Here is a 16,651-nt window from a genome sequence, read left to right as displayed (position 1 = left end):
AATGGAGATGTTCTACACGCTACTGAAATCAGATTACGTAGCATTATTCGCAATTATTGCATTTGGTATATTATTAGGGAAAATCAGTGTTAAAGGAGTTTCATTTGGATTATCTGCCGTAATATTTGTGGCGATGTTCTATGGTTACCTCACCAATGCACTTGGTTTTGATGATTTCCAAATCCCAGGTATAATTCAAAAAGTAGGATTACTATTGTTCATCTTTACAATAGGCATGCAAGCTGGTCCTTCCTTCTTTGAAGCATTCAAATCTCAAGGTAGTAAATTAATCATCCTCGCTATTGTCTCTGTGGTAGTAGGTGGTATTGTCACATTTGCTTTAGGAGTAGCATTTGATGTTGATTTTAAAATTGCTGTGGGCCTATTAACTGGTGCACTTACTTCTACACCAGGTTTAGCAGCAGCCATTGAAAGCTCACAATCTCCATTAGCCTCTATTGGTTATGGTATTGCATACCCGTTCGGTGTAATTGGTGTTATTCTTTTTGTGAAACTTGCTCCAAAGTTCTTTGGAGTTAAAGTAGAAGATGAAGAAAGAAAATATGAAGAAGAAGCTAATGCAGGCACTCCAGAGTTAATGAACAAAAACTTTATCGTAACTAACGATAACGTGGATGGGAAAAGTATTGGTGAGCTAAATATACGTTTCATGACAAAAGCGAATGTTTCTCGTGTGATGGAACCTAACAATAATGAAAGTAAACCTCCTACAAAGGAAACAATATTACACAAAGGTGATCTTGTAAAAGCCGTTGGTACACAAGAGGCTTTAAAACGTGTTGAATTACTCTTAGGAGAAGTTACTGATAAGAAAATCCCTCGTTCTGGTTTACACGAAATCCGTTGGTTTGTGGTTTCATCAAGAAATATCGTAGGTAAATCATTAGGTGAGCTAGATCTTCATAATAACTATTTGGCAACTGTTACAAGAGTAAGAAGAGCTGGTTTGGATCTAACTCCACGTCCCTCAACTAAATTAAGATTTGGTGATAAAATTTTAATTTCATCTACGAAAGGTAACGTTGAAGGATTGACTGAACTATTTGGTGATAGTATCAAAATGGTAGAAACGCCAAGTTTCTTACCTGTAGCCTTGGGTATTATCGTAGGTGTATTACTTGGTAAAATTGAAATTCCTCTATTCGGAGGTACATCATTCTCACTTGGTTTAACAGGCGGTGTATTAATGGCTGCATTAGGTTTAAGTAGATTAGGTAAAACAGGTCCAATTATTTGGCACTTACCATCAAACGCAAATGCCCTTTTAAGACAATTTGGTTTATTATTATTCCTTACTCCAGTTGGTGTAGGTGCGGGTTCTAAACTAGTAGCCACTATTAGTGAATACGGTTTCCAACTATTCGGTATTGGTGCTTTAATTACACTGGTACCTATGTTAATTGTTACCCTTTTAGGACACTTTGTTTTCAAAGTAAACTTCCTTTCTTTAATGGGTGCACTAACAGGTGGCATGACCTCTACTCCTGGTCTATCTGCAATGGATAATATGACAGAAAGCGATGCTCCTCAAGTAGCATACGCTACAGTATATCCTTTCGCGTTGGTAGCTATTATCATTGTTGCACAGATAATTGGAGGTTTATAGCATTAATTATTATATTTGTAATAACAAAACCTTAAATATCCCTTCACCTGTTGAATTCTTCAGCAGGTGTTTTTTTATGTCGATGCAAAACAAGGGATTTCACCTCCACTCTCAATATATTGCAAAATTACCCACTTCGTTTCTTAGTTCCTTAGTTTCTTAGTTATGAACGCGAGGTCAGGAGACCTCTAAAGTTTATGGGCACAGATGACGCTTTCGCTTAACATCTGCACCAGTTTTACTTTTTCCCTCTTACTTCTTACTTAAAACGAGCGTTAATTTTGCACCTGCTACCTGCTACCTGCTACCTGCTACCTGCTACCTGCTACCTGCTACCTGCTACCTAAAAAATGTATTTATATTGGTAAATCCACCATCAAAATCCACACTATGCAAGTAAAAGTTATCTTTTCCCCATAATTATACATATTTAGCCAATAATTTTACATCAAAATACTGTATTTAATCCTCCATCTTTGTAAAGTCAAAAAACTAAAAAAGGAGGACACTATGCATTACGAAGGAAAAATTTATCGCCCATGGATAGAATCTGAAAGTTTACTTATCCAAACAACTATAGGCTGTACGCACAATACTTGTACGTTTTGTGATATGTTCAGAGAAAAGAAGTTTAGAAAAAGAAAGCTAGAAGATGTCTTTAAAGATATTGAAGAAGCGAGAACATTGTACTCCTATGTTCACTCTATTTTCCTTACCGATGGTAATGTAATGGTTTTAAAAACCGATTATCTATTACAGGTAATACAAAAGATCAAGGAAACTTTTCCTGAATTAGAAAGAATAGCTTTATATAGTAGCTACAACGATTTAAACAGAAAGTCAGTTGAAGAGTTAACCATACTAAGAGAAGCAGGTTTAACTATGGCCTACATTGGTTTAGAGTCAGGTGACCAGCAGACTTTAGATTTTGTTGAAAAAGGTTTAGATCACAATGAGATCATCAATGGTGCTAGAAAAGCCAAAGAAGCTGGAATACGTACTTTAGCTTCATTCATCTTCGGTTTGGGAGGTAAGTATCGTTCTGAGGAACATATTAAAGAAACGACTGATCTATTGAATATCATTCGGCCAGAAGAAATAGCTCCAATGGCTTTGGCTTTACAGCCAGGTACAACTTTGGAACAACAAGCTAAAGATGGTGAATTTATTCAGGCATCACCGCTTCAAATATTAGAAGAAGAGAAATATCTGATAGAGCATATGACTTTTGATACAATGTATTGGGGAGATCATGGCAATAATTTAACACCAATGAAAGGGATGTTTATGGAAAATAAAGATCGTTTCTTAACTTACTTAGAACATGCGAGACAATATCATCCGGAGATCCATAAAGAAACACTAAGAACCTTCGCTTGGTAAGAAATTTCTCATTTAGAAAATAGAAATAGCGTTTGATAAATCTAATAGTTTATCAAACGCTGATAAAAAAATCCAAAACATGAAAAAAACAATCTTTATTACAGGAAGTACTGACGGTATTGGAAAACTAGCTGCTATAAAATTGGCTTCAGATGGTCATGAAGTATACATACACGGCAGAAATGAAAATAAATTAAAGTCAGTCATTGAAGAAATCAAAGCACAATCGAACAACCAAAATATAGATGGTTTTGTGGCTGATCTATCTTCTTTTGATGAAGTTAAAAAACTAGCTTCTGATGTAAAGAATAAGCTTCAGAAGTTAGATATCCTGATCAATAATGCGGGTGTTTACTATGGTGGAAGTTTAAAAAACGAAAATGGATTGGACTTACGTTTTGTCGTAAACTATTTTGCACCTTACCTACTCACCAAAGAGCTATTAGAACTTTTGAAAAAAGGAGATACTCCAAGGTTAATTAATTTAAGTTCTGCAGCTCAATCTCCAGTATCGATACCTGCATTACAGGGAACACAAGATATTTCTGAAAATGCTTCCTATGCTCAAAGTAAATTGGCTTTAACGCAGTGGTCGTTTAATTTAGCTGAAGATGAAAAAGGCATTACTGTAATTGCCGTTAACCCAGGTTCTTTACTGAATACTAATATGGTGAAGGTGGCCTATGGTAAATTCTGGTCATCAGCTGATAAAGGAGGAAATATATTGTATGAATTGGCTGTAGATGATACCTATAAAAATAAGTCAGGTATCTACTTTGATAACGACCAAGAACAAATTGGCCGTGCACATGCTGATGCTTATAACTTATCAAAAAACCACAGTTTAATTCAAGAAACAGAGTCTATATTGAGTAATTTATAAGGAAATGATCACACAATCGTTACAAAGAGTATTTGAAATTCATATTGAAGAATTATCCGTTTGGGAAAAAAGACCACACAAACACAACTTTTTTGAAATCGTATATATCGAAAAAGGAAGTGGTTTCCAGTGCATTAACGATCATGAATTTGAATACAAGGAAGGTAATATTTTCTTGCTTCCACCACTCGATTGTCATTCATTCAAAATAAAAGAAACCACACGGTTTATGTTCATCCGTTTTACCGATCATTACTTTATGAATAGTGATGGTAAAACGGATTACAACCGTTGGTTTGAACAAATTTCTTATATTATTGCTCACTACAATAAAGTGGCAGGTGATATTATCTCTTCAGAAAGTGAACGTCAGTTTCTTATTCAGAACTTGAATATGATCTACAGAGAATCACTTAAAACTGATGTATACTCAAAATCTATCATTAATAGTATTCTGGTGACTGTCCTTGAATTATTAGGTAGAAATATCGAGGAAAAATACCTCAAAGAAACCCAAATATCTGATAGTAAATTCACTGAAATACTCCGATTCATCAATCAGAATATTACGAATACTGAACAACTGAAAATACCTTATTTAGCTGAGAAATTTAATGTATCGAAAACTTATTTTTCTGAATACTTTAAGAAGAACGCTCAGATGAGCTTGGTGGATTACATCATCAAAGCGAAGCTTAGAATTGTTGAGACAAAAATTAAGCATACCGATCTGTCTCTAAAAGAAATTGCCTATCAGCTTAACTTTACGGACAGCAGTCATTTATCAAAATCATTTAAAAAAATGTACGGTATGAGTATTCGTGATTTCAGAAATACCCAAGTATGTTAGAGTGCATCTACAAAAGATAACATCTCCCCTAACACTTCGTCTTTTTTCTTTTCGTTATGTAATTCATGTCGTAAACCGTCCCAGCTTTTAAAGGTTAAAAGTTCACCTGCACATTTAAGTGTAAAGCTTCTTGAGGCATCGTATGAAGTGATATTATCATCTGTACCATGCATTAATAGTGTCTTCACTTTTAATTTTTGAGCCGTTTTTAAAGATCTTTTTCCTGATTCTTTCACTCCAAAATAGAGAGCTGAACTAATTTTTTTATGTACCAACGGATCTTTCACATACGCCTCTCCTACTGATAAATCGGTTGACAAATCTGATGGAGTCAACTTCGATGGCATCACAAAATCTTTGATTAAACCACCAAGGAACTCTCCTATTTTCTCTTGCCAATTAGGTGGTGATTTTGTTAAGCGCAACCATGGGGAAGTAATAATCGCTCCTTTTATTGGTGGATCAGGATAATTCAACACATAAGAAGTAACAATGTTTCCACCCATACTATGACCATATAAAATTAGTGGAGTGTTTGGAAACTTCTCTTTGATTAATGAAAGGAACTCAGTGACATTATCAATAACATCTTTATAGCTTGGAACTACCCCTCTTTTCCCTTTGGTCTGTCCGTGTCCTCTCTGATCGTAAGCAACAAAACCATAATTATGATCTGTAAAAAATTGAGCTACATGTTCGTATCGAAGTATATGTTCGCCAAAACCATGCACAAGACAAATCATTCCTTTTAATTGAGAATCGTTTTCTGGTAACCAACATTTGCCGTAGATATCTATTTTGTCGTACGTTTGCCAACCGTAATCAAAATTCTTCATGAGTATTTATTAGTTTTGGTTTTTATCATTTAAATCAAATAGTAAGTTAGGACAATGTGAGATACATTCATACTTTCTATATTATTTTTTTCATTCTACCAATATAAATGAATAATAAATCATTTCTTAACATCCATCATTCAAGTAAAAGATTATATTTGTGATTCCTTTTTCAAGTTATTAAAACATTATTGTTATCATTTTTATCGAATGATAATGAACAAGAAATTTAAATTATGGTGCAATCGATGACTGGCTTTGGCCAACAAAGTGTAGAAAACGATCAGTTAAGTGTATCTATAGAGATTAAAACTTTAAACTCTAAGAATGCTGACTGTAACATTAAAATGTCATCTGCTTTTTCAGATAAAGAAATTGAAATCAGAAATCTTTTAACTTCTAAATTACAGAGAGGTAAAATATTACTGTTATTAAATTATGCATCTAAGAGAGAGGATTCTTTAAAAGCGGCTTTGAATACGAGTGTGATCAAAAGCTATTACAACGACTTAAAAAGTATTTCTGATGATTTGAATGAAAGCAATGAATCGCTTCTTCAAATTGTGATGACAATGCCTGAGGTATATCAAAAAGAAAATAATGAGGATGTTTTAGCAGAAGATTGGCCTGTTGTTTTAAAAGCAATTAAAGAAGCGATTGATAAGACTATCGAATTTAGAACTCATGAAGGTGAAGCTTTAGAAAAAGCCCTTAGAGGTTCTATCGAAAAAATATCTGAATACTTAGAAGAGGTAAAAGTGTTAGACCCTCAGCGTATTGATCGTTTAAAAGAAAAATTAAAAAATCAGATTGCTGAATATGAAAACAACGATAACTTCGATCCAAGTCGTTTCGAACAAGAATTGATATTCTATATTGAAAAATTAGATATTAACGAAGAAAAGGTTCGTCTTACACAGCACCTTAAATATTTTATTCAGACTTTAGATACTCCACAATCAAATGGTAAGAAACTTGGGTTTATTGCTCAAGAAATTGGTCGAGAGATCAACACTATCGGTTCTAAAGCCAACGATGTAAATATTCAAAAAGTCGTGGTGAATATGAAAGATGAACTCGAAAAAATAAAGGAGCAGAATTTAAATATTCTGTAAAACAAAAAGAGGTTGAACGAAAAATTCAACCTCTTTTTTTATTTTGAGAAAGTGATTAACAATCTCCTTCTCTAATATTTTTTTCCCATGCCCAAGCAGAACTCATCATTTCGTTCAGGCCTTTAGATGCTTTCCAACCCAGCACTTCATTGGCAATTGTTGTATCAGCCCAAATCTGTTCTACATCTCCTTCTCTTCTATCTACAATTTTATATTTCACGGGGATGCCGTTGGCCTCTTCAAATGCATTGATAACCTGCAATACAGAACTTCCTGTTCCTGTACCTAGATTAAAGAACTCAAAGTTTTCCTCATTATTTGCGTCCAACAATCTTTCTGCAGCAATAATATGTGCTTGTGCTAAATCAACAACATGAATATAATCTCTAACTGCAGACCCATCTATAGTATTGTAATCGTCTCCAAAAACAGATAACTGATCTCTCAATCCAATAGCCGTTTGCGTAATGAAAGGCACCAAATTTTGAGGTACTCCTTTTGGTAACTCACCGATTAAAGCAGTCTCATGTGCTCCTACAGGATTGAAATAACGAAGGGCAATGGTATTTAACTCTGGATAAGCCTTTGCGGTATCTCTCAATATTTCCTCACAGATTTGCTTGGTGTTACCATACGGAGATTCTGCTGGTTGTACTGGAGCATTCTCAGTTACAGGCAATTTTTCTGGCTGACCATAAACCGTACAAGAAGAAGAGAAAACCATATGAGGAACTTTATATTCCTTCATTGCATTCAATAAATTAATCAAAGAGACTAAATTATTTTGATAATATGCCAATGGTTTTTGTACTGACTCTCCCACAGCTTTAAAAGCTGCAAAATGTATAATTGCCTCTATTTTCGGGTATTTTTCAAAAAGTTGATTGGTTTTTAAAGGATCTACCAAATTGAACTCCTCAAAATGTGGTTTCACTCCACTGATCTTTTCAATACGGTCTAAAACATTTTTTTCAGAATTCGAAAGATCATCTACAATAACCACATCGTAGCCTTTTTTTTGTAATTCCACAACAGTATGAGAACCAATATAGCCGGTTCCTCCTGTAACAAGAATCTGTTTCATTTATATTTTATTTAATTGACTTTTACTTTGATTGTCTTTGTTTCTTTATCAGCTGAGACTTTAAGCAACAAATAATTACCCTGTGCCTTTTTAGGAACGTTCAATATCGTCACTTTTTCTACCTGATGAAGTTTATTTTTATCCAATTTACGACCGCTCATGTCGTACCATATAATATCTAGCGTTTTTCCAACGACCTTTTGAGGCACTTCCATTTGAAATCGTTCCCCATTTACCGGATTTGGATATACCTTTAGGTCTCCTAGCAGATTTACATCATGGATTGAAGTAACAGTTAAAGATTTCTCAAAATTAGCTGTACCATAACCATAATCATTCGTTATATCAGTTGACCTAGAGCCAGAATTTCTAATCTTTTGAAATATTTGTGATGGTGTTAGGTTGGCATCACTTTGCAGTAGACCTGCAACGAAAGAAGCCATTTGTGGTGCTGCAAAAGAAGTACCATTTGATGTTTTTACATTGGAGCTCGTACCTACAACGTAACAAGCTTTCCCCAAAGCCATAATATCAGGTTTAATTCTACTATCCGCAGTTGGACCAATAGAACTACTTTCTGCTTTTACTTCATTTTTATCTACTGAACCTACAGTTAAAACAAATGGTGAATCAGCAGGAAATGTAATACGCTTCCAAGATGTTAAACCCTCGTTTCCTGCAGAAACTACCACACAAATACCTTTTGTAAAGGCATGATTGGCAGCCATGGTGATCCATGCTCTACGACCATCTAAATCATCATGCGTATAGTTCTGAGAGACATCATCAAAATCATAATATCCTAATGATGATTGAATAATATCTACTCCTAAGGAATCTGCTCTCTCTGAGGCGATCAACCACATCAACTCTTCAATTCGAGATTCGTAAGCCACATTTTCAGTTCTGTATAAAGCATAAGATGCCTCGGGTGTTCCTCCTAAATAATCATCTCCTACAGCCGCCATGGTTGACATCACTTCAGTACCATGATGATGATCGTCTTCCACCGTAGCATTTTTTGAATAAAAATCGTAGGTATCTATAATATCAGTTTCACTAAAGTAAGTAATGTTATTGTAGTTACTAAATCCTGCATCTAGGACTGCGATAGAAATTCCATTTCCTTTATAACCCATCTCATGCATATGATCAATACCAATCAATTCATTTTGAATTTGATTATTTACATTACTTCGTTTCCATTCAATTTCTTCACTTCGTTCAATTCCTCCGTTAGTTTTATCACTCATATTCATCACTTTATCTACAATAGATAACTGAGCAATAGCAGTTGAGTCTGCTTCAGAAACAATTACTGCATTAAACCATTTAGAGGGATACCAAATTTTAGCTCCTGTGGTTTCTACCTCATCAATATTAGCTTGTGGTACAGGTAAATCTGTAGAATCTATAGCAATAGAATATTTTGTTCTACGAGCAATAGCTTCTGCAGATAAATACTCTTCTGGACGATCCAACGCATGAGTAGTATTGTCTTTATTTTTAAAAGACACTAAATAAAAAGTCTCCTGTGCCTGAAGTTCAAACACTAAAGAAAGGAATAGTATTATAAAAAATGGTTTCATGTGAGATGCCTACTTTTGTCAACACAAAATTAAATAAATTGCTTGGTTGATGGTCGAATATATAAAAATTAAAACAAGTATCTTATTAGATAGTTTAGTATTTTGAATATTATCCTTAGAACACCTCTACAATTAAGAAAAAGTTATATTCTATGTCCAAAATCACTATCGTTTGGTTAAGAAGAGATTTGAGATTAACCGATCAAACATCCCTTTCTGCAGCCCTAAAAACATCAGATAAGGTGCTTCCTATTTTTATTTTCGATAAACATATTTTAAATGATCTACAAGATAGAAAGGATGCTCGGGTAAACTTTATACATAAACAATTACTTCAGATCAAAGAACAATTAGAAGAGTATGGGAGTTCACTAAAAACCTATTATGATACACCCAAAAAAGCATGGGAGCAAATTATACAGGAATTTGATATTGAAGCTGTGCATACAAATCATGATTATGAACCTTATGCTATAAAACGTGATCAAGAGATAGAAGACTTCTTATCTGGTCACAATATTCCATTCATCACACACAAAGATCAATGTGTATTTGAGAAAAATGAGATTGCCAAAGACAATGGAGATCCTTATGTAGTCTACACTCCTTTCTCTCGCAAATGGAAAGCAAAATTAGCTCAAGAACCAGAAGCAATAGAGGTACGAAATTGCACATTATTTGATCATTATTATACCTGTGATCCTTTTTCGTTTCCCACTTTGGAAGACATGAATTTTTCCAATTCTTCCATCGAAATTCCATTAATTGATGTTGACCCTGAAGTAATCAGAAAATATGATGAGCAGAGGGATTACCCTGCCATAGCTGGCACTACTCACTTGGGTATACATTTACGCTTTGGGACAATCAGTGTAAGGGAATTGGTTAGACAATATCAATCACTTAACGAGGTGTTTCTCAACCAAATAATATGGAGAGATTTCTACATGAGTATTTTATTTCATTTCCCTCATGTGGTTGGAGAGAATTACAACAGAAAATACGATAAAGTACCATGGGAAAACAATGAGGCCTACTTTGAAGCTTGGAAACAAGGAAAAACAGGATACCCTATTGTAGATGCTGCAATGCACGAGTTAAACACCACCGGTTACATGCACAATAGAGCACGTATGATTGTGGCTAGTTTCCTTTGTAAACATCTTTTGATTGATTGGCGATGGGGAGAAGCCTATTTCGCAGAAAAGCTTTTGGATTATGATTTAGCCGCTAACAATGGCAGCTGGCAATGGGCGGCAGGAACAGGGACAGATGCGCAACCTTATTTCAGAGTATTTAATCCTGAAGCTCAAATGAAGAAGTTTGATAAGTCTTTAGCTTACGTAAAGAAATGGATTCCTGATTATGATCCTGATAATTATATAGAGCCGATTGTAGAGCATAAAGCGGCTAGGTTAAAGGCTATTGAAACGTATAAGTTGGCTTTAGGATAAATCAATAAAGGCAATTTCAAGTAATATTGAAATTGCCTTTATTTTAATTTACTTATTGTAAGTATAATGCATTATCCACAATATATGGATCATTCGTTTTTTGAGGTAGTTCCACATAGTTTTTTCTTGATCCTGACTTTTCATAAAACCATTTATTATAGAAAAAACCATCTGTTAAAAAATTAACATCTTTATAGGTTAATAATGTAAAATCTGAATTTGACAACTCTAATATATTCCTAATCCTAGGGTCGTGAAATTCTTCTAAACCTAAATCTAATTTACTAAAATCAAAATCCACTTCACTATCAAAATCGATATCTAAATATGTTTTAACTAAATATTCTCCTTCTTCATCATCAATATTTCTAGTAATACGAAAATTTAAATTCCCCTCATCATATGATGATTTTAATATTACTTTTTGACCATCATAAGAATGGATAAAATTATCATCAGATATAAAATTATTATAATTTAGAATAGGTAAAGTAGGTGATGTATTTGATATTCTCTTTTCATAACCATTACCATAAACAGTTGATATTAACTTATATTCTTTATTTACGCTGTTCATTGGTCTCATTACTTCATAAATGGTATTTTCTCCATCATCCATTTTATTGATACCATCATTAATAATACAATACGCTTCATTATAATCAAACACTTGGAAAAGTGTTTGCATTACATAATTATTATCAAAAACTTTATCCTCATTTTTAAAAATTTGTGTATCGTAAACATTAGAAAAATTGTCTTCAGAAAGAATTATTGTTGTTCCTGATTCTATTAAACTTGTGACTAAGTAAATATATTCACCATTAATTTTTTTGCAAATAAAATAGTTACCATAAAAATCATTATCCTTTTCTCCGAGATGATGAGTCACTTTCAATGATAGTACTACATTATTTCCTTCAAATTTAGTATCAACGTCTTTAAAATTATACCCAATACTATATGTATTAAATTCTTTAGGATAAATGATTGTTATTTCTTTTTCAACAGTAATATCACTTGTAAGTTTGTATTCTATGGGAGCATCATTAGAGTTTAGTTCACTTAGATTAACTTTCTTATATTTAGTATTCTTATTATATATTGTTTGTTCAGAATAATTAAGAGTATAAGTATTAATTTTACATAACATGAATGATTGACCTTCAAATTCTTCAGGAATCTCTAAATTTATAGAATCACCTTCATACTTAGATACATCATATATCTCCGATATTCTTTTTCCATTTTCATCTGTAAAAAAGAATGAATAATAATGATCAGAATAATAAATATATCCACGTGGACCAAAACTTGAAGAACGACTTGAAACATAAAAGTCTTCTACCACAACGGAAGGAAAATAATTATCTACTTCTATCGTAATGTTTAACTTTGTTTTTGTTTCTAATAATCCTTCAGCTTCCTCAAATTGAGCAATTACCTCTAGATCATTCATACCTTCTGGTAATAATTTCGAATCAAACTCAAAATTATATTTATTGTTCTCTGTTAAAATACCATCTGCAATCAAAGATCCATTACTATAAAGTCCTACTTGTTGAATTGTAAGTAATTCCTTTTCATAATCTGTTATGTTAACAGTTAGCTTTGCTGTTCTTCTTAAGAAATCAACAGAGTCAACCAATGAGATTCTGGGCAAATCGAGCTCTTTAACATTTGGTTTTTCTTCGTTTTTAGTTGTACAGCAAAAAAATAGGTTGGTCATTACTAAGATTAGTAAGACGTTTTTAGTAAAAAGTCTCATGAACGGCATAATAGTTAATCAAATTTAAAAAGTGAATATAATAATGTAATATTATATAATATTCGCAATTAACAACCATTAACTTAGAGGTGCAATGTTATTTGATCGAATCTGTAAAAAGCAAAAAAGCCATTCAAAACTTTTCGTTTCAAATGGCTTTTTTCTACCCCCCTGCCTTCTTGGCTTTATAACCCGAAGCTTTCAGGAGTTCTAAGACTTTATCTCTAAAGTCACCTTGTATTATAATTTCTCCATCTTTGGCAGAACCACCTACACCACATTTGGATTTAAGTGTTTTGGCCAATGATTTTAAATCGTCTTCTGTACCCACAAAACCAGTAATTAGTGTAGCCGTTTTTCCTTTTCGGTTTTTACGGTCCAACATCACCTTTAAGTTTTGTTGCTGAGGTGGCAATGTTTCTTCTTCTTGCTCCTCGTCATAATCATAATCGTAATCAGGATCAGTACTGAATACTACACCCAAACGATCTTTCCAATCTCCAGAATCTTGTTTTGCCATAATTATATTTTTTGAGCTAGTACAAATCGTCTAACTTCATTTTTAGATACTTACTTATAGAGAAATATACGCTACTTACCACTACAAAGGTTCCTAAAATAATAGAAAACAATGCAATTAAGCCTACATCTACTGTATTTAGTAATTTTGATACCTGAGGAATCGAACTTATAGTTGAAGTGCTAATAAAAAGCAATAACACCGACGCAATCAATCCGCCAATCGCTCCTTGTATAGCTCCCCTCACTAAGAAAGGCTTTTTGATGAACATTTGAGTAGCCCCTACCAACTGCATCGATCGAATTAAAAATCGCTGAGAGAAAAGTGCCAAACGGATAGAGTTGTTAATTAGCATGATGGCAATAACAAAGAAGATCACTGATAATCCAATGATTATCCCTCCAATTATTTCCATATTGTTTCTAACACTTCTAATCAAATTGTTTGTGTAGATTACTTCGTAAACTCCTCCAAGGTTTTCCAAACTCTTTTTCGATTGAAGTAATTCCTCATCACTATCCAAACCTATGTTTACTCTTACAGCGAAGGCATCACGTAGTGGATTGTCTCCAATAAACTTTACAAAGTCTTCGCCTGTACTCTCCTTCATTAACTCAGCGGCCTCTTCTTTACTTATGTAGATAGGTTCTTCACCTACTGCTACAAATTCAAATGCTTTGATTTGTGCAAGAAGAGTATCTTTCTGAACATTTGATAGATTTTTCTCTAAGATCACCTGCATTTCCAGGCCAGATGACAAACGATTTGCAAGTCTAGTAGTACCTAATGCAAATAATGCAAAAAGGGCAATCATAAAGAGTGCTGCAGAGATACTAAATAAAACGTTTGCGTAAGGATAGCTTCCAACAATTTTCTTCTTCATATATCAAAAAAATAGGATCTTACCATTGTATCGCAGTCTTACCATTTTGCTTCAAATAGGCATTGGTATTACTGAACTGATGATTTCCAAAGAAGCCTCTTGATGCCGATAAAGGAGATGGATGTACCGATTTAAACACCTTGTGTCTCGTTTCATCGATCACTTCTCCTTTTTTCTGAGCATAACTTCCCCACAATAAGAATACAACCCCTTCACACTCATCAGAGACTTTTTTAATCACCGCACTGGTAAACTCTTCCCATCCTTTCTTCTGATGTGAACCTGCTTTATGTGCCTCAACTGTGAGTGTGGCATTCAGTAATAATACGCCTTGATCAGCCCATCTTTCCAAGTTACCCGATGTTGGAGGTTCAATCCCCAAATCGTTTTTGATTTCCTTGAAAATATTTCTCAAAGATGGAGGAATTTTCACCCCATCGTTTACTGAAAAACATAAGCCGTGTGCTTGGTTTACATCATGGTAAGGATCCTGTCCGATAATTACCACTTTAATGTCATCAAATTTACAACGATCAAAAGCGTTAAAAATTTGACTTGCGGGAGGAAATATTTCTTTTGAAGCATATTCTGCTTTCACAAAAGTAACCAACTCCTCAAAATACGGTTTATCGAACTCTTCCTGAAGTTTGTCTTTCCAGCTCGATGCTATTTTAACGTCCATAGAGTAGACAATTAGTCTTTTACAATTTCAAATGATAAAGCTGCTGCTAATTTAGCAGTTCTACGATCAATATCATAAGTTGGATTTAATTCGGCAATATCTGAACTGATTACCTTACCACTTTTATGAATTTTCTTAAACAATTTCATAAAGGTTGGATTTGGTGAAATACCATTAAAAGCTGAGGCACTTACACCTGGAGCGTAATGGGCAGCAAAAACATCCAAACATGTTGTCTGATATATAAAATCGACTTTATCCATAAAACCCACCAACTTATGGGTTGTTCCTACTTTATCTGCTTCGGTTAATCGACGACCAGAAATGTATCTTGCTCCAAGTTCATCTGCAATATTATACAAACGCTTTGTGTTGCTGTTTTTCTGAATCCCGATCACTAAATAATTAAAATCCTCACCTCTTTCTTTCTGATCTTGGGCAATCTGATAGAAAGGTGTTCCAGAACTTGGTAGCGGGTTAGGTTCTCTTAAATCGAAATGAGCATCGATATTCACGATTCCCAAAGTTTTCCCAGGGTGTTTTTGATCCATAAAATCACGTATACCTAAGTAATGTGCATAAGCAATTTCGTGTCCACCACCCCAAACAAATGGCTGATAACCCGATAGCAATGCTTTAGTGATTAATTGACCAAGATTAATTTGAGCTTGCTCTAGATCTTCGTTCAAACATTGAATGTTTCCTAAATCGACCAATTTCAATTCTTTAGAAAAGTGAACAGGTAAGTTGGCACATGCTTTTCTTAGCTCATAAGGGCCATCAATAGCACCTAACCTTCCTTTATTTCTTTTCACTCCCTCTTGACACATGAAACCAATTAAGGCAATACCTTTTTGATTTTCTGCAAGTGGAGGAATTTCTGAAGTGGATAAATCAATAACATCTATTCTTTGATGCCATCTTTGTAGGTCATAGTCTTCACCATCGTTACGTCCTGACCAAATGTTTTCATTGGTTGCTAAATATGCTTTATCTATCATTATAATTGTACTATTCTAATATGGATTTAGGAAAAAAAATTAGTATGTGTTTTATCAAATACAAATAAACAAAAAGCTTGATTATGAGCGAAAAATTTTGTATAATATAATTCGATTCTTTTAAATATATCACATAAACACATTAATATTTTATTCAAAATGTTCTTACCCTTGACATATTCAACTAGCTGTTTGTCTAAATATATAAGAACGCAACCTAATAACTTAATCTCATTTAAAAATATAATTTTCCCATGAAAAAGATTCCTTTATCACCTACTTCTACCATCCATCAATCACAACTTGAACATCCATCTACTGCCAACGAATTAGAAATACCTAGAGATACACCCGAAGAAGAACGCATAAATAGTTTAACCCACGGAGTCGCTGCCTTACTTGCTTTTGTAGGTCTTTGGGCATTACTTTCTAGAATAGATATTCATGATCCTAAAATGATGATCAGCGCCATGCTTTATGGTGGTAGCATGATTATCTTGTTCACATGCTCTACACTATTACACTTACATACTGACGACGCCTTTACAAAGACTTTTGTTATTTTAGATCATAGTGCAATTTATTGGTTAATTGCCGGAACATATACTCCAATGGCCTTAATCAAGATTCCTCATCTTGGTGGACATTGGTTATTTATTATGGTTTGGATCATCGCATTCCTTGGTACAGTCTTTAAAGTAATTTTTGCTGATCGTTTTCAATGGCTGTCCGTAACACTATACATTTGTACCGGTTGGGTTGGAATATTCCTCTTACCGGAGATGTTTACTGAAGTGGGTGATGGCATGAATTATGTTATCGCAGGTGGATTATGTTATACATTTGGAGTCCCTTTCTACCTATGGAGAAAGCTTAGGTATAACCATGCGATTTGGCACTTATTTGTAGTTGCGGGAGCTGCATGTGTCTACTATGGTTTTTATCACTATGTGTTTTAAAAGAATAAATGAGATAA

Annotated in this window: 15 protein-coding genes; 7 read left to right on the top strand and 8 right to left on the bottom strand. The window is 33.9% G+C overall.

Annotation, left to right across the window (positions count from 1 at the left end; all coding sequences use genetic code 11):
* The first annotated feature begins 7 nt into the window (after window positions 1-7).
* From MY04_RS01800 to MY04_RS01785, 4 genes are all read left to right on the top strand, one after another.
* The gene (locus tag MY04_RS01800) at window positions 8-1,627 is read left to right on the top strand and encodes an aspartate:alanine exchanger family transporter (RefSeq protein ID WP_066212950.1); all 1,620 of its coding nucleotides are present in this window, start codon (window positions 8-10) and stop codon (window positions 1,625-1,627) included.
* 510 nt (window positions 1,628-2,137) lie between these two features.
* Window positions 2,138-3,010: a B12-binding domain-containing radical SAM protein gene (locus MY04_RS01795; RefSeq protein ID WP_066205463.1), complete on the top strand. Its 873-nt coding sequence runs from the start codon at window positions 2,138-2,140 to the stop codon at window positions 3,008-3,010.
* Window positions 3,011-3,089: 79 nt separating this feature from the next.
* Complete coding sequence (locus MY04_RS01790; RefSeq protein WP_066205462.1) at window positions 3,090-3,893, top strand: SDR family NAD(P)-dependent oxidoreductase; 804 nt, start codon at window positions 3,090-3,092, stop codon at window positions 3,891-3,893.
* A gap of 4 nt (window positions 3,894-3,897) precedes the next feature.
* Entirely contained in the window at window positions 3,898-4,743 is an 846-nt protein-coding gene (locus tag MY04_RS01785; RefSeq protein WP_066205459.1) for an AraC family transcriptional regulator, read from the top strand.
* On the opposite strand, the gene MY04_RS01780 is transcribed toward MY04_RS01785, so the two are convergent.
* Window positions 4,740-5,579 (bottom strand): alpha/beta hydrolase, encoded by an 840-nt coding sequence (locus MY04_RS01780; RefSeq protein ID WP_066205456.1) that lies wholly within the window; start codon window positions 5,577-5,579, stop codon window positions 4,740-4,742. The two genes, MY04_RS01785 and MY04_RS01780, sit on opposite strands and share 4 nt — an antisense overlap.
* 236 nt (window positions 5,580-5,815) lie before the next feature.
* On the opposite strand from MY04_RS01780, the gene MY04_RS01775 reads away from it, so the two are divergent.
* Window positions 5,816-6,694, top strand: a complete 879-nt coding sequence (locus MY04_RS01775) for a YicC/YloC family endoribonuclease (protein ID WP_066205454.1) — start codon at window positions 5,816-5,818, stop codon at window positions 6,692-6,694.
* A gap of 55 nt (window positions 6,695-6,749) precedes the next feature.
* On the opposite strand, the gene galE is transcribed toward MY04_RS01775, so the two are convergent.
* Together galE and MY04_RS01765 are read right to left on the bottom strand one after the other, a co-directional pair.
* Window positions 6,750-7,778, bottom strand: coding sequence for a UDP-glucose 4-epimerase GalE (galE, locus tag MY04_RS01770; protein ID WP_066205452.1), 1,029 nt, complete (start codon window positions 7,776-7,778; stop codon window positions 6,750-6,752).
* Between the two features lie 11 nt (window positions 7,779-7,789).
* Window positions 7,790-9,367: a S8 family peptidase gene (locus MY04_RS01765; RefSeq protein ID WP_084005726.1), complete on the bottom strand. Its 1,578-nt coding sequence runs from the start codon at window positions 9,365-9,367 to the stop codon at window positions 7,790-7,792.
* 152 nt (window positions 9,368-9,519) lie between these two features.
* Between MY04_RS01765 and MY04_RS01760 the strand changes: the two genes are divergently transcribed.
* Window positions 9,520-10,821, top strand: a complete 1,302-nt coding sequence (locus tag MY04_RS01760; RefSeq protein WP_066205448.1) for a cryptochrome/photolyase family protein — start codon at window positions 9,520-9,522, stop codon at window positions 10,819-10,821.
* Between the two features lie 52 nt (window positions 10,822-10,873).
* Here the strand turns inward: MY04_RS01760 and MY04_RS01755 are convergent, their stop codons facing one another.
* The 5 genes from MY04_RS01755 to hutG all read right to left on the bottom strand — a co-directional run bounded on the left by MY04_RS01755 (window position 10,874) and on the right by hutG (window position 15,675).
* Entirely contained in the window at window positions 10,874-12,550 is a 1,677-nt protein-coding gene (locus tag MY04_RS01755) for a hypothetical protein (RefSeq protein WP_158297518.1), read from the bottom strand.
* Window positions 12,551-12,752: 202 nt separating this feature from the next.
* Window positions 12,753-13,109 (bottom strand): translation initiation factor, encoded by a 357-nt coding sequence (locus MY04_RS01750; RefSeq protein ID WP_066205442.1) that lies wholly within the window; start codon window positions 13,107-13,109, stop codon window positions 12,753-12,755.
* 16 nt (window positions 13,110-13,125) lie between these two features.
* Window positions 13,126-13,992, bottom strand: coding sequence for a cell division protein FtsX (locus tag MY04_RS01745; protein ID WP_066205439.1), 867 nt, complete (start codon window positions 13,990-13,992; stop codon window positions 13,126-13,128).
* A 19-nt stretch (window positions 13,993-14,011) separates the two neighbouring features.
* Entirely contained in the window at window positions 14,012-14,674 is a 663-nt protein-coding gene (gene ung / locus MY04_RS01740) for a uracil-DNA glycosylase (RefSeq protein WP_066205437.1), read from the bottom strand.
* A gap of 11 nt (window positions 14,675-14,685) precedes the next feature.
* Window positions 14,686-15,675, bottom strand: a complete 990-nt coding sequence (gene hutG / locus MY04_RS01735; RefSeq protein ID WP_066205434.1) for a formimidoylglutamase — start codon at window positions 15,673-15,675, stop codon at window positions 14,686-14,688.
* 254 nt (window positions 15,676-15,929) lie between these two features.
* On the opposite strand from hutG, the gene trhA reads away from it, so the two are divergent.
* Window positions 15,930-16,634 (top strand): PAQR family membrane homeostasis protein TrhA, encoded by a 705-nt coding sequence (trhA, locus tag MY04_RS01730; RefSeq protein ID WP_084005725.1) that lies wholly within the window; start codon window positions 15,930-15,932, stop codon window positions 16,632-16,634.
* Window positions 16,635-16,651: the final 17 nt, after the last annotated feature.

Origin of the sequence: Flammeovirga sp. MY04 (genome assembly GCF_001682195.2) — a bacterium.
Classification (GTDB): Bacteria; Bacteroidota; Bacteroidia; order Cytophagales; family Flammeovirgaceae; genus Flammeovirga; species Flammeovirga yaeyamensis.
This window is presented reverse-complemented; position numbering and strand designations above follow the sequence as displayed.

Bases quoted from the DNA above. Each gene is read 5' to 3' on its own strand.
- MY04_RS01745 (WP_066205439.1), bottom strand. From the start codon at position 13,992: ATGAAGAAGAAAATTGTTGGAAGCTATCCTTACGCAAACGTTTTATTT.
- ung (WP_066205437.1), bottom strand. From the start codon at position 14,674: ATGGACGTTAAAATAGCATCGAGCTGGAAAGACAAACTTCAGGAAGAG.
- hutG (WP_066205434.1), bottom strand. From the start codon at position 15,675: ATGATAGATAAAGCATATTTAGCAACCAATGAAAACATTTGGTCAGGA.
- MY04_RS01790 (WP_066205462.1), top strand. From the start codon at position 3,090: ATGAAAAAAACAATCTTTATTACAGGAAGTACTGACGGTATTGGAAAA.
- MY04_RS01785 (WP_066205459.1), top strand. From the start codon at position 3,898: ATGATCACACAATCGTTACAAAGAGTATTTGAAATTCATATTGAAGAA.
- MY04_RS01760 (WP_066205448.1), top strand. From the start codon at position 9,520: ATGTCCAAAATCACTATCGTTTGGTTAAGAAGAGATTTGAGATTAACC.
- MY04_RS01755 (WP_158297518.1), bottom strand. From the start codon at position 12,550: ATGACCAACCTATTTTTTTGCTGTACAACTAAAAACGAAGAAAAACCA.
- MY04_RS01750 (WP_066205442.1), bottom strand. From the start codon at position 13,109: ATGGCAAAACAAGATTCTGGAGATTGGAAAGATCGTTTGGGTGTAGTA.
- MY04_RS01800 (WP_066212950.1), top strand. From the start codon at position 8: ATGTTCTACACGCTACTGAAATCAGATTACGTAGCATTATTCGCAATT.
- MY04_RS01780 (WP_066205456.1), bottom strand. From the start codon at position 5,579: ATGAAGAATTTTGATTACGGTTGGCAAACGTACGACAAAATAGATATC.
- trhA (WP_084005725.1), top strand. From the start codon at position 15,930: ATGAAAAAGATTCCTTTATCACCTACTTCTACCATCCATCAATCACAA.
- galE (WP_066205452.1), bottom strand. From the start codon at position 7,778: ATGAAACAGATTCTTGTTACAGGAGGAACCGGCTATATTGGTTCTCAT.
- MY04_RS01765 (WP_084005726.1), bottom strand. From the start codon at position 9,367: ATGAAACCATTTTTTATAATACTATTCCTTTCTTTAGTGTTTGAACTT.
- MY04_RS01775 (WP_066205454.1), top strand. From the start codon at position 5,816: ATGGTGCAATCGATGACTGGCTTTGGCCAACAAAGTGTAGAAAACGAT.
- MY04_RS01795 (WP_066205463.1), top strand. From the start codon at position 2,138: ATGCATTACGAAGGAAAAATTTATCGCCCATGGATAGAATCTGAAAGT.